Raw genomic sequence first — 14,208 nt, 5'->3', positions numbered from 1 at the left:
GTCAAACATGTCGGTCATCAAGGAAGTTCAGGTAGGTCTCGTTCCAGGCCAGGGCTCTTATCAGCCGGATAAGCTGAGATCGCTTTGGCTGTCGGGGGATCCGATCGTCACCAAGGTTTTTGCGGAGATAGACGAAGTAGCCGCCACCTCTTGTGGCCACAAACTGACCTCGGTGATCTTCGCCGATAGTCCCCCTGCCCTCAAGGACATGGTGGCCGACCATGCTGACTTGCTCCAGCTGGCAATTTTTGGTCAATCGATCGCGGTGTTCCGGCTTTTGGAGCAGTCGGGCGTACGGTTGACGGTGTTGGTTGGTCACAGCTTCGGTGAGATCGCAGCGCTTGTCTGTGCCGGCGCTTTCAGCCTGGAGACTGGCGCAGGAATCGTCTGTCATCGTAGCGCCGCGCTTCGCAATGCCGGTGTTCCCGCCGGGCTGATGCTGGCGCTGGCGTGCAACCGCGAACGAGCTCAGGAGTTGCTCACGTTCCTCAAGCGGCCGATGATCACCCTGGCCGCGGACAACGGCCCTGAGCAGGTTGTGGTGTCGGGCCCGCGGGCGGATGTGGATTTGGTTGGCGACCTGGCACAAGCAGTGCGTATCGGAAGTGCCCCAGTTCGTTCTCCCTACCCTTTTCACAACCCGATGCTGGCGGCCGCCTCCCTGGACTTCACGGCCAGGATCGCCGGCTGTGCGTCGTCACCGCTCCAGCGACCCGTGTTCTCCGCGATCCTCGGCCGGTACTACCGCGACGAGGATGACCTGGCGAGGCTGCTGGGCCAGCACCTGGTCACTCCTGTTCGTTTCAGGCAAGCCGTAGAGCAGCTGCACGACGCCGGTGCGCGAGTCTTTGTCGAGATCGGCGGAGCGAAGGCGCTGACGACGCTGGTTCGGTCGAGTTATCCCGAGGTGATGTCGCTGTCACCACTGGCAGAGGCGGCGACTGACGCCAGTTTCGCCGCGACCATTCGCTACCTCCTAGGTGACACAGCCGATCCGCTGACAGCGGGTCCAGCCGGAACGAACCCCTTCACCGAGCCAAGCCTGCCCCCGGCCGCTGTCTCCATCGTGGGCGAGCACGCCCAGGCCGAGCCGCCAGAAGGCATCGGCAAACCTGCGCCCGCCGCAGTCGCCGGAGGACTTTCCCAAGACGATGTCCTTGCTTCCTTGCGAACCTTGTATGCAGAAGCGCTGGACTACCCAGAAGATGTGCTCACTGCCGATGCGCGGCTGGAGGCCGATCTCGGTGTCGACTCGATCAAGCAAGTGGAGTTGATGGCCAAGGTAGGCGAGCAGTTCAGGATCGACGTGGCGTCCGACCGCGTCGATTTGATGGCCCTTGACACCATCGGCAAGGTTGCCGAGTTCGTGCACGGCGGCGCAGGAAGCGCCCCGTGAACTCGCCGAATGGAAAGCTTTCGGGAAAGATCGCGGTTGTTACCGGGGGAGCGGGCAGCGTCGGCAGTGCGATAGTCCGGACGCTCGCAGGCCAGGGAGCGACGGTGTTCGTCAATTGTTTCCACTCTTACCATGCTGCGAAGGACATGGTGGCGAGCATGCGCGGCGACGGGATGGACGTGCATGTACTGCGCGGTTCAGTGGCTGTGCAGGAGCAGGTGCAGAGAATGTTCGATCGGGTGGCCGACGACCATGGGCGCTTGGACATCCTGGTGAACAACGCCGCAGCCGGCGCCTTCGGGGCATTGGAGGACGTCACTGCCGACGCGCTGCAGCGGTCGTTGGACGTTAACCTCAAAGGCGCGTTGTGGTGTGTCCAGGCAGCTCGTCCGCTGCTGGTGGCTTCAGGCGGTGGAGCTGTCGTGAACGTGTCCGCGATCGGGACGACCCGGGTGGCGGAAGGGTACTTGATGGTCGCCGTCGCGAAGGCGGGTCTGGAGGTCGCCACCAAGTACCTGGCCGTAGAACTCGGCAAGGACAACATCCGGGTAAATACTGCGTCGGCTGGTGTGATCGACAACGCGACCATCGACCTCTTTCCCGATCCCAGGAAACTACGCGATGCTGCGCTCGCGAACACTCCACTGGGAGGACTCGGGAAGCCACAGGATCTGGCAAACGTGGTCGCCCTGCTCGTCTCGCCGGAGTCGGCGTGGATCACTGGTCAGACACTACTGGCCGATGGTGGCGCCTCCCTGCCTGACGGGACCTATCGGCGTGCTGCGTCAAGTCGCCAGGCAGAGGCCGAAGAAGCGGTCACGGTGCTGGGCGAGGACGACCAGCAAGAGCACGGAGATCCCATCGCGATCGTCTCCATGGGACTTGCCGTACCAGGGGCCAGCACGCCCGACGAATTCTGGACGCTGCTCAACGAGGGCCGTGAACTCTTCGTACTGCCACCCGCCGATCGCTGGCACGCGGACGATGTGACCTCGGCGGACCCGGCCGCCGTCGACAAGACCTATCAGAGCAAGGCCGGGTTCATCACTGATTTCACCCCGGACTCGCGACTCGAGCAGGAGCCCTTGGCCGGCGATACGGGTGCTGATCCACTCACTTTGTGGTTACGGCACTGCCTTTACCAGGCGTTGGAGAAGACGGTGACGGCCACCGGCGATCGGACGGTGCTTTGCCTGGGCTATGCGGCCAATACCAGCCAGTTCCTCACGGACTCCTCGGCAACGGACGCACTGTTGCAGGCGCTCGACTTCGGTGAGCTCGGAGAGTTCGACGAGGCCGAGGCCGAACGTATCCGGAAGGTGGTAACGAGCGAGTTCGGGCACGATGGAGACGGCCGATCGCGTAGCTACTTGCCTCGCGCGCTGGTGGAAGAGGCGATGCGGGGCATTCTGCCCGCGGACACCAAGGTGCGGTTGGTGGATACCGCTTGCGCATCCGCGCTGTACGCACTGGATCTCGGCATCCGCGACCTTCGTTCAGGCCGCGCCGACATCGCGGTGTGTGGTGGGATGGAAGGATATACCGCCCCATCGGCCGTGCTGTTCAGCAAGCTCGGTGGGTTGTCGGCCACCGGTGCCGTGCGGTCTCTGGACAGCGCCGCGGACGGGGTGCTGTTCTCCGAAGCCGCCGGCGTGGTGGTACTCAAGCGACTGTCGAAAGCCTTGGCGGACGGCGATCAGATACACGGCGTGATCGCGGGCGTCGGCCTTTCCACAGATGGGCGAGGCAAAGCGATCTACGCACCTGCGGAAGAGGGACAACTACTCGCCCTTCGTCGCGCGTTCCAGGAGTCGGATGTGCGGCCTGATGATGTCGAACTCGTCGTAGCGCACGCTACTGGAACCAGAGCCGGAGACAAGACTGAGATCGCCGCCCTCAGGAAGGCCTACTCCACCGGCAAACGAGTCTGGGTGACCTCGAACAAATCCCTGATTGGACATCCTGGCTGGGCAGCCGGAGTCACCTCGATGATCCATCTCCTGCTGGCAATGGGCCACGGCACCATTCCGCCGCAATACCGTCTGCGCGAGGAGAATGCGGAATTCGACGCACAGGAGAAGTCGGATCTCGCGGTGCCGACCGAGCCGGTTTCGTGGCGACGACGTGCCGGCAAGGGCAGGGTGGGCGCTGTGTCGAGCATGGGATTCGGTGGGACGAACGCGCACATCGTGGTACAGGAGTATCTGCCACATGTCCGGTATGCCCCGAAACCGGCACGTGCTCCGGAAAGGCTCGCGATCGTGGGCTGGGCGGAATCCAGTGGCGTGCCCGAGGTGTCGGGTTGGCGCATTCCCGGCGCCGCCGCGAAGAGGATGGACCGGGCGCAACTCCTGATGTTGGACTGCGTGCTCAGGCTCGACGACCAGATACTGCGACTGTGCCAGGAGCAGCACGAGAAGGCGGGCGTCGTTGTCGGACACCACGGCCTCCTGCGCAACAACATTCTGAGCTCGGTTCGGTGCTATCAGGACAGAATATTGCGGTCCCTGCGAGAACACGATATCGACGCTGACAAGTTCTCGAAGCGGCTGACTGAATGGATCGACCCCCTGCACCCAGCACCCAACGAAGACACAATGCCGAGCGAGATGGCAAACGTTATCGCGTCGAGAGTCACCAACTACTTCAACCTCCGTGGGCTGAGCGTCGCGGTCGACGACGGCGCGAACTCTCTGGCGGAAGCGCTCGATGTTGCCGCGAGCTACCTCGTCTCTGCCGACTTGGACATCGCTCTCGTCGGCGCTGTCAATGGCAACCTGCTGCCTTCTTGGGTGAAGCGAGTGCAGGCAGCCCAGATAGACGACCAGACCGAGAGCGCGGTCGTGTTCGCGATCACCAGAGAGTCCTCTGCCCGCGAACAGGGGATTCCGGTGCTGGCTGTGCTCGAGCCGGGGGAACCGCTGCCGGCCGATGGGCCATGGGCACTGAACGCGCTCGCCTCTCCCCGGCCGGTCCAGGATCGCTGGGTCAACATACTGGAACCACAGCCCGCCGTGCAGGTCAGGCCGTTGCAGCAGTTGATCCCGCCGAACACGCTTGTACTCACCAATGACGTGGAACTTCTGGCCGGTCGGGGCCTGCCCACGGGCACAACCGTTCTGGATGCCGGCCGGGCTCGTCCGGGCCTTGAGACCGACCTCTCGACCGTCATTGGGCGAGCGGATATTCATCATGTGCGCATCATCGTGGACCAACTGGGTAACGACATCGACACTGTGCTGGCCGCACACGATGCGCTCTTCCTCGTCGCTCGTGCCTGCGCGACGAGGAGAGTCGCCGATCTCATTGTCGTGCTGCTCGGTGGTATGTCCCCGGACGGCGTTCCGGGGGCCCTGACCGGCCTGTTCACTGGCGCTCTCAAGTCACTGGAACTGGACCTGCCTTCAGTGCGGATGCTGGTCGTGGCACATGACGCGTCCGGCCTCGCCACTGCCTGGCCGGATGTCGAGGCTGAGTCGACGACCCATCACGGGCTCCCCGCCGTGTATTTCGCCGGCGGTACGCGGTTCGTCGAAGTGCTGCGCCCTACACCGCCAGAGCTTGCCGCCGTCCCGCTGCATCGCGATTCGGTCGTTCTCGCGGCGGGTGGCGGCTACGGCATCGGGGCAGAGATGCTCAAAGGGCTTGCCCGCACAGCGGGGCCTCGGATCTACATCTTGGGGTCGACCGAACTGCCAGATCCGGGCGGCCCTGCTCCGCTGGACCGCCACCAATACATCCTCAGACGTACGGCAGATCCCGATCGCGTGTCGCCGGGTGTCGCGGCAAGTGAGTTCGAGCAGTTTGGCCGGGTTGCCGCGATCCGCGCGACCCTGTCTGAACTGGGTCGTCATAGTGGATCGGAACGAGTTGCCTACCTGCGCTGCGACCTGCGTGACCGAGATCAGGTCCGGCAGGTTGTCTCGCAAGTACTGGGCGAGGCGGACGGAGTCGATCTGCTTCTCCACACCGCAGGAACCATGCGGTTTGTCGCACTGCAGAAGGACAGCCTCGACGGCTTCCGGGAGATTCGAGACGCGAAAGTCCGTGGCTACTTCAACCTGAAGAACGCTTTCGGAGACAACCAGCCTCATCGGTGGATCAACGTCGGATCGATCGGTGGGTTCACCGGACTGTCCGGAGGTTCGGCTTACAGCGCGGCCAATGACTTCCTCCGGACGGCCGCCGCGCATGCTGCTGGCCACGGAGGGCATGAGTCGACCATCGGCTTCGGAATATGGGGTGAAGCCGGCTTCGCGGCCGGGCCAATCATCCAAGAATTTGCTCAACGGGAAGGGTGGACACCTATCTCCACACGAGACGGTGTCGCGAAGTTCCTCACCGAGGTCTCGCAGCCGGAGCCAACGAATACGGTGATGACGAATCCGGATCCGCAACTTCCGGTAGGGAAGTCGCGGCAACTGAATGGCACCCTCAGGCGTCCGGCGACGTTCCTCATCGACGAAGCAGTAGTCAGCCGCGCCAGCCTGACCGCCTATCGCGACTTCGACCTCGACCGGGACAGCTACCTGAACAACCACCTGGTCTCCGGTCACCCCACGCTGCCCGCGACGCTGACGCTCGAGCTCGCCGCTGAGGCCGCCTGTCTGCTGGTACCTCAACTGCGTCCGGTCGGCTTCCGAGACGTCGTACTTCATCGCTTCATTCGGGTCTTCCGAGACAAAGGCTTGCAGCGAAAGAAGATCAAGGCCACCTTGCTGTCGCCGGAGGGCAGCGAGTCGAGTGTGCGGGTTTCGATCTGCCAAGACATCACAGCCCCCGATGGCCGGGTACTGATCGCCGATCAGGAACTCGCTGACCTGACAGTGCTGATGCGGGCGGAGCCGCTGGCGTCCATCAACCTTCGATTGCAGTCGGCGAATGATCAGATCCCGCTGCCCGGCCCGAGTCGATTCCAGGACTCCGCAGTTCAGCTGTCCGGAATCTTTGCCTCGATCGAGGCCGAAGGGTACGAGGCCGGCCAGACGCGGTCGCGGCTTCGCCTGGATGGCGTGGGCATCGCGCGGCTGCTGCCCGATCTCGTTCTGCCGTCGATCATGCTTGATGCTCTGCTCCAGACGGCGAGCCTGATGATGGTGGCAGACGGTCGGCAGCCGATCAGCGTGCCCAGCCGGATAGCCCGGCTCGATCTGTTCACAGACCGCAACGACGTGGCACTCGGACGGGACGGTGCAGGGGTGACAATGGTGGCCGATGCGCCGCTCCTCGATGTCAGCGCCGATCGGTTGCGCGGCAAGACCGCTATGGCGGTCACCGATGGCGGCGAGGTTCTGGTTCGTTTGGAGGCCTATGAGGCACAGGTAATCCAGTATGCCGATGTGGAGACCACACCTGGTACCTCAACTGGCGGAATGCGATCCGGGCAGGGCGGGTACTTGCGGGATCGTAGTCCACGCTCAACTGTGGAACTCTTCGACGAGTCCGTGTCCTCGGCGAAGCGGCTCTCGCGCTTGGAATCGCTGGGGGTGCCGGTGCCGTACTTCGTCGTACACGACGGAATCGCCGCTGACACTACCCGCATCGCCGGCCGGGACCTGGTGGCATTCTCCAGCTACAACTACCTGAGTCTGTCCGGTCATCGAGTCGTCGCGGACGCGGCCAAGTCTGCGGTCGACACCTATGGAACTTCGGTGTCTGCGAGCAGGCCGCTGGCAGACCGGCCACCACTGGTGCAATTCGAACGCGAACTAGCCGAGTTTCTGGGCGCAGAAGCGGCGGTAACGATCGCTGGTGGCTTCCTTTGCAACGTCGCGGTGATCGACACTGTCGTGGGCGAGCAAGACCTGATCGTTCATGACTCCCTCGCGCACATCAGCATCATGCAAGGCGCGAAGCTCTCCGGCGCGACCGTACGATCCTTCCCACACAACGACATGACTGCCCTGGACGGGCAGTTGACACGATTCCGCGAGCGGTACCGCCGGGTCCTCATCGTCGTGGAGGGCGTCTACAGCGTTGACGGCGATCTGGTAGATCTGCCCGCACTGATAGCAGTGAAGCGCAAACATGACGCGATGGTCATGATCGATGAAGCTCACAGCATGGGGGTCGTCGGACAGACCGGCCGTGGGGTAGCGGAACATTTCGGCATCGAGCGGTCCGAGGTGGAAATCTGGAGCGGTACCTTGTCCAAGGCATTCGCCAGTTTCGGTGGCTACGTCGCCGGCACTTCCGAAATGGCGCAGTTCCTGAAATGGAACGCGTTAGGTTTCCAGTTCAGCGCCTCGCTACCGGCAGGTGTTGCCGCCGCTGCGCTGGCCTCGCTCAGGATCCTGAAAGACGAGCCAGAGCGCGTGCACCGCCTTCAACGCAACGCCAAACTCTTCCTCGACTTGGCCAAATACGCGGGCCTGAACACCGGGCTGAGCAATAACTCGGCGGTGATTCCGTGCATTGTCGGTGACGAGGAGAAGACGATACTGCTGGCCGATCGTCTACAGAAACGGGGAATCGACGCCAACCCCATGGTCGCTCCAGCCACCACTCCCGGCCAGGAGCGCGTTCGGTTCTTCGTTTGCTCGACCCACACGGAGAAGCAGATCCGAACAGCGGTCGACGTGATCGCTGACGAGCTGGGAAAACTGTCCGGTTGATACTGGGGGAGTTGGGAGTTTCGCGGTGCCATATTCGTTCCAAGGCAAGAAAACTCTGCTGACCGGCGCGACTGGCGGGCTGGGAGGGGTGATCGCCAGACTGCTGCACCGGCGCGGCGCCGAGCTGATCCTTACCGGTCGCAACGCTGATGTGCTCAGGCCGCTGGCTGACGAGTTGTCTGCTCGCGCTGTCGTCGTGGACCTGGCCGATCCGGTGGAGGTGGACCGATTGATAGCGGAGTCCGGAGAGATCGACCTGCTGATCGGGAATGCGGCTCTGCCCGGTTCCGGCCTGCTGCCGGAGTACACGCTCGAGCAGGTCGATCGCCATCTCATGGTCAACCTGCGCGCGCCGATCATCCTCGCCAGGGCATTCAGCCAGGGAATGGTCACCCGGGGCAGCGGGCACATCGTTCTGATCGGTTCGCTGAGTGGTAAGTCGTCGTCGCCGGCGTCCGCACTGTACAGCGCGACGAAGTTCGGGCTGCGCGGTTTCGCCGGCGGGCTCCGGCAGGACCTGCATGGCACCGGGGTGGGCGTGTCCATCGTTCAGCCTGGGTTTGTCAGCGGTGTCGGCATGTTCGCAGACTCTGGAGCCCAGCTACCCCGCGGTATGCGCACCATCTCGCCGGACGCTGTGGCCGAGGCGGTGGCCAGCGCCATAGAGCACAACAGCGGTGAGGTCGACGTAGCGCCGCTCGAGGTGAAAGCGGTCGCCCTGCTCGGCAGCGTATTCCCTGAGCTTTCCGCACGCATCCTGCGCAGAATGGGTGGCGGGACTCTGGCCGCACTCGTCGAGGCACAGCGCGAGAAGCGATGAGTCTGCCTCCGTACCGGAGCCGCAGGGCCTCGCCTTGCGGCTGGTCGTCGGCACAACAACCTGAGAACGGCAAGCCTGGTCAGGTGTTGTGTCGTCTGTTGAGTAGCCACCAGGTTGTGACGAGGTCTTCGGTGCAACGGAGATCCAGTCCGGTCAGCTGATGGAAGCGGCTCACCCGGTAGCGGACGGTGTTCTCGTGGACGGCGAGTAGTTCGGCTGTGGCTGCCACCTGTTGATTGCATTCGAGGTAGACCCGGGTCGTTTCCTCGATTTCGCGGGTGGAGCGGCCGGCGCTGTCGAGCGCCTGCAGGTGCTTGGTTGCCAGGCTTGTGGCGGTGCGCTCGGCGGCGAGGATCAGCGGTCGTGGTCCGAGGTCGGACAGTCGTACGACGCCGGACAGGCCGAACCGCTGCGCGGTCTTGAGGGCGAGGACTGCCTCGTCGAATCCGTGCTGGAGTTCGTCCAGTGGGAGAGCGGGGCCGAGGGCAACCAAATGTCCGGTCAGGGATTCAGGGGCGCTGGGTGCGATGACGCCGAGGTTTTTCCCTAGCTCGGCGAACAGGAGCCGGTCGGCAGGGAGACGCAGGGTTGCGGCGATTGCGCGGCGAATCGCGTCGGCGTCGCCGGTCGAGGCAGCGCGGGCGGCGACCGGAGTGTGCAGAGCCTGGGGATCGAGCCCGAACAGCTGGGCGTCGCAGTGGATCTGGTCGGCCGGCAAGGCGCCGCTGAGGACACCCCCGGCGAATGCTGAACGGCGCTCGGCGTCGAAGCGCGCCCGTTCGAGTTCGAGGTCGTGCCGGATCCGGGCGAAGATCGAGGAGGCCTCGTTGGAGAACTCCCAGGTGCTGTCGTGGATCGCGAGGACCAGGTCGGAGGGCAGTGCGACCTCAGCGGCGACCTCGTCCAGCAGGTTCAGCATCTCTCGGGATCCCAACTGGTAGCCGATCGCCAGGATGTCGAGCGGGAGGCCTTGCGCGGCCCTTTCGAGCGCGAAATCGGTGAGCATCTCGCGCAGCGCGTCATCCGGCACCCGCAGTGAGGAGAGCTCGGAGATCAGGGTGTCCATGAAGCGCTGGGCAGTGATGCGGATCTCGTCGTCGGACAGGACGCCGTAGTCCGGAAGCTGATCGCGGACGAGTCCGAGGAACCGGTTCGCGAAGAAATCCCCGGACGCGCGCAGCCGCACCACGGCCTGATGCACGATCTCGCGGGTCGGCTCCGACAGCGCGGCCAGGTCCGGCATGCGGCGCCGTACCGGCCAGGAGTGGCCTTCGGTCTGCATCGCTTCCGCCTTCAGCTCGGCAAAGTTTGTAGAGGGCAACAAACTAGTCGCTCAAAGTCTAGTGCGAGCTCCGTAGCGTCGTGCTGGTCGCCTGCCCATACTCGAACGAAGGCTTGTTCACAAGGCTAATCCGGGCATTGTTCACTAGCGAGGAAGAGGAAAGAGTTCTCATGTCGCGATCTTCGGCCCGCTATGTGCTCGGCCTGCTCTTCATCGGGAACCTGCTCAACTTCTACGACCGGGCGCTGCCGGCGGTGCTGCTGGAGCCGATCAAGAAGGATTTCGGCCTCGACGACACCCAGGTCGGCATCCTGGCGTCGGCGTTCGTGCTCGTGGCAGCGATCGCGGGCATCCCGCTGGGGCGCCTGGCCGACCGGATCCCGCGCCGGCTCGTGGCCGGCTGGGGCTTGGTCGCGTGGAGTGCGTTCACGGCAGCAGGCGGATTGCTGACCAGCTTCTGGGGCTTCTTCGCCACCCGGATCGGCGTGGGCGTGGGCGAGTCCAGTTACGCACCGGCCACCGGATCGCTGCTCGCGGATCTTTACCCGAGCGAGCGCCGGTCCCGGGCCATGTCGTTGTTCATGCTCGGCTTCCCGCTCGGCACGCTGCTCGCCTTCCTGTCGGCCGGCGCCCTCGCTGTCGCGTTCGACAGTTGGCGCGTGCCGTTCCTGATCGCAGCGGTGCCGGGCTTCGTGGTGGCCAATCTCATCCTGGGCATCCGCGAACCTGCACGCGGCGCCGCGGATTTGAGCCCAGCTACGGCAGCGGGGGAGAAGGGTTCGGTTCGCTCGCTGGCGAAGGTCCGCTCGATGTACGGTCTGGTGCTTGCGTTCGCCGGCTACAACTTCGCGGCCTACGCCATCGGCACGTTCCTGACCCCCGTCTTGCAGCGGTACTACGGTCTTGGCCTGGTCAATGCGGGTCTCATCGGTGGCGTCGTCATCGGCGTCACCGGCTTGATCGGTCTGCTGGTCGGTGGGCGAGTGTTGGACCTGGCTGCGAAGAAGTCGCCGGCAGCGCGTGTCCTGGCAGCTGCCGTCGCACTGGCCGGTGCCGCCGTACTGTCTTTTGTCGGGCTCGCTGCCGGCCGGGACGCGGTCTGGCAACTGGTCCTTTTCCTGAGCCTGGGTTACCTGTTCGGCATCGTCTACCTGGCGGCGGCCGTGCCCGTAGTCTCCGATGTCATCAAGCCGGCGCAGCGTTCCGGCGCACTCGGCATGATGTTTGCCGTCGGCTACTTGTTTGGCGGTGCGGGCGGGCCGATCATCGTCGGCCTGCTGTCCGACTCCCTCGCGGCAGGTTCGACCGCCGCCGACGGGCTGCAGACAGCCATGATGTTCGCCGTTCCGCTGGCCTTCGGGGTCGCTGCGATCGGCATGCTCCTGGCGGCCCGCTTCGTCGTGGCCGACCGTGCATCGATGCTCGCTGCGAGTACCACCGCATGACGGCCATCCAGCACGCGCGGGTGTTGATCGTGGGCAGCGGGTTCTCGGGGATCGGACTGGGGCGTACTTTGCTGGCTTCGCAGTTCACGGACTTCGTCATCCTCGAACGCGAGTCCGCGGTCGGTGGGGTGTGGCAGTCGAACACCTATCCGGGCTGCACCTGCGATGTCCCGTCGCACCTTTACTCGTTCTCGTTCGCGCCGAACCCGCACTGGACGTCGACGTACTCTCCGCAGGCCGAGATCCGTGCCTACCTGGAGGGTTGCGTCAATGACTTCGGTCTGCATCCGCACCTGCGGACCGGCGTCGAGGTTCAGGACGCCCGGTGGGACGAGGACAGCCAACTCTGGCGGATTACTACTGATCAGGGGCCCTGGACTGCACAGGTTCTGGTCAGTGCAGTCGGGCCGCTGACCGAACCCAAACTTCCGGATGTTCCCGGAATCGATCGGTTCCAGGGCAAGGTCATGCATTCAGCGCGCTGGGATCACTGTCACGACTTGACCGGACAACGGGTCGCGTCCATCGGCACTGGTGCTTCCGCGATCCAGTACGTTCCGCAGATCGCGGACCAGGTGAAAGAGCTCTTCGTCTTCCAGCGCAGTGCGCCGTGGATCACGCCGCACGACAAACGGCTGACGACCGCCGCCGAGAGGGAGAAGTTCTGGGCCCGGCCCCTGCTCCAGAAGGTGGCGCGCTTCAAGGTGTACGTCTCCAAAGAGCTACTGGTGCTGGGTTTCGCCAAACAGCCGAAGCTGATGGAGATTCTCCAGACGGTGGTTCGCAAGCATCTGGACAAGCAGGTAGTCGATCCGGCCTTACGTCGTACGCTCACACCGGACTTTGTCCTTGGCTGCAAGCGCATCGTCCCGTCCAACGAGTGGTACCCGACGCTGCAGAAGCCGAACGTCGAGCTGGTGCCGCATGCCTTGCAGGAGATCCGCGAGCACAGTGTGGTCGGTGCGGACGGTGTCGAGCGGCCAGTCGACGTGATCATCTTCGGCACCGGCTTCCATGTGACCGACATCCCTTTCGCCGACAAGGTCCGTGGGCTCGGGGGTCAGTTGCTGACTGACCACTGGGCAGGCTCACCGCGTGCCTACCTCGGCGTCTCCGTGCCCAGGTTCCCGAACTTCTTCCTGCTTCTCGGCCCGAACTCGGGCCTTGGGCACAGCTCGATGGTCTACATGATCGAAGCGCAGGTCCGGCACGTGCGGGACGCCATCCGCGCTCTCGACCTCGCGGGCGCGACCTCCATCGAGGTCGACCAGCAGGTCCACGATGCCTACAACGCCGAGCTCGATCGCAAGCTGGCGAAGACGGTCTGGGCGGTCGGCGGCTGCCGAACCTTCTATCAGGACGCGAACGGCCGCAACGCGACGATCTACCCGGACTGGACCTTCCGCTTCCGCCGTCAAGCGGTTCGCTGGAAGCCTGGCGCCTACCGTCTCACCACCGCCGCAGAATCTGCCCGCCGATGAGGGCGGCGAGTCTGACGCGCGGCGTCATCGAAGTAGTCGACTGGCCGGCGCTCCGTCCCGGCGCCGGCCAGTTGCTCGTCGAGGTCAAGCGCTGTGGCATCTGCGGTTCTGATGTGCACGCTCGCCGGCACGCGGATCAGATGGCTGATGTGCTCGAGGTGTGTGGGTACTCCGGCTATGCGCGTTCTGAGCAGAGCGTCGTACCAGGGCACGAGATCTATGGCGAGGTCGTGGACCACGGGCCGTGGACCACGGGCCGGTTCCGGACCGGAACACCGGTCGTGGCGATCCCGCTGGTACGGCGCGGTCGTCAGGTCGACGGGATCGGGTTGTCCGCGAACGCGCCGGGCGGATTCGCCGAGTACGTCGTGGTCCAGGAGTCGCTGACTCTCGCCGTACCGAATGGTCTTGCTCCTGATCTTGCTGTGTTGACCGAGCCGCTGGCGGTTGCCTGGCATGCGGTCAACCGGAGCGAAGTGACGCGCAAGGATGTCGCGGTTGTCCTCGGCTGTGGCCCGGTGGGGCTTGCGGTGATTGCCGCGCTCAAAGCTCGTGGTATCGGGACCATCGTCGCGAGCGACTACTCGGCCGCCCGGCGAGCGCTGGCCAGAGGCTGTGGCGCTGACGTCGTGGTCGATCCGGCCTCTGAATCCCCGTGGGATGCGATGACCGGCCATGGTTTCAAGACCACGTTGCCCGATCAGTACAACGCGGGCATCGACGCGCTCGAAAGCCTGGCCCGGCTGCCGGTCCCGTGGTCGGCAACCTGGCGATTGCTGGACAAGCTGGGGTTGACGCGGCCGAAACGTCCGGTGGTCTTCGAGTGCGTCGGCCTTCCCGGAATGCTCGACGGAATTCTGGCCGGCGTACCGCTGCATTCGCGGATTGTCGTGGTCGGCGTGTGCATGGATGCCGACACCATCTGGCCGTCGCTCGCGGTGAACAAGGAACTGGACCTCCGCTTCGTCGTCGGTTACACGCCCCTCGAGTTCCGGGACTCTCTGCATTTGCTTGCCGAGGGCAAGGTGGATCTCTCCGGAATCGTCACCGGCCACGTCGGACTCGCAGGCATCGCCGACGCGTTCGCCGTACTGGAGAAGGCCGAGACACACGCCAAGATCCTCATCGATCCTTCCAATCAACACCTGGAAGGGCTCGATGAGAGCTGAC

General features: G+C 64.3%; 7 protein-coding genes. 6 read left to right on the top strand and 1 reads right to left on the bottom strand.

The genetic code is table 11. The features are described from left to right. Positions 1-7: 7 nt before the first annotated feature. From E1263_RS06510 to E1263_RS06500, 3 genes are read left to right on the top strand one after another with little or no spacing between them, the layout of a single operon-like run. On the top strand, positions 8-1,396 hold the full coding sequence (locus tag E1263_RS06510) for an acyltransferase domain-containing protein (protein ID WP_132166255.1): 1,389 nt from the start codon (positions 8-10) through the stop codon (positions 1,394-1,396). Then, positions 1,393-8,010 carry an SDR family oxidoreductase gene (locus E1263_RS06505; protein WP_132166254.1) on the top strand — a complete coding sequence of 2,206 codons (6,618 nt, stop codon included), beginning with the start codon at positions 1,393-1,395 and terminating at the stop codon, positions 8,008-8,010. The genes E1263_RS06510 and E1263_RS06505 overlap by 4 nt, the downstream gene beginning before the upstream one ends. Positions 8,011-8,035: 25 nt before the next feature. Continuing rightward, a complete protein-coding gene (locus E1263_RS06500) occupies positions 8,036-8,830 on the top strand; it encodes an SDR family NAD(P)-dependent oxidoreductase (RefSeq protein ID WP_202868744.1) in 795 nt (264 codons plus the stop codon). A gap of 79 nt (positions 8,831-8,909) precedes the next feature. Here E1263_RS06500 and E1263_RS06495 read toward each other — a convergent pair whose 3' ends face one another. Next, on the bottom strand, positions 8,910-10,112 hold the full coding sequence (locus tag E1263_RS06495; RefSeq protein ID WP_132166253.1) for a PucR family transcriptional regulator: 1,203 nt from the start codon (positions 10,110-10,112) through the stop codon (positions 8,910-8,912). 170 nt (positions 10,113-10,282) lie between these two features. On the opposite strand from E1263_RS06495, the gene E1263_RS06490 reads away from it, so the two are divergent. From E1263_RS06490 to E1263_RS06480, 3 genes are read left to right on the top strand one after another with little or no spacing between them, the layout of a single operon-like run. Next, on the top strand, positions 10,283-11,557 hold the full coding sequence (locus E1263_RS06490; protein WP_132166252.1) for a spinster family MFS transporter: 1,275 nt from the start codon (positions 10,283-10,285) through the stop codon (positions 11,555-11,557). After that, a complete protein-coding gene (locus E1263_RS06485; RefSeq protein ID WP_132166251.1) occupies positions 11,554-13,038 on the top strand; it encodes a flavin-containing monooxygenase in 1,485 nt (494 codons plus the stop codon). Before E1263_RS06490 ends, E1263_RS06485 begins: the two co-directional genes overlap by 4 nt. Further along, a complete protein-coding gene (locus E1263_RS06480; RefSeq protein WP_132166250.1) occupies positions 13,035-14,207 on the top strand; it encodes a zinc-binding dehydrogenase in 1,173 nt (390 codons plus the stop codon). The genes E1263_RS06485 and E1263_RS06480 overlap by 4 nt, the downstream gene beginning before the upstream one ends. Position 14,208: the final 1 nt, after the last annotated feature.

This window comes from Kribbella antibiotica (genome assembly GCF_004349055.1).
Taxonomy (GTDB): Bacteria; Actinomycetota; Actinomycetes; order Propionibacteriales; family Kribbellaceae; genus Kribbella; species Kribbella antibiotica.
This window is presented reverse-complemented; position numbering and strand designations above follow the sequence as displayed.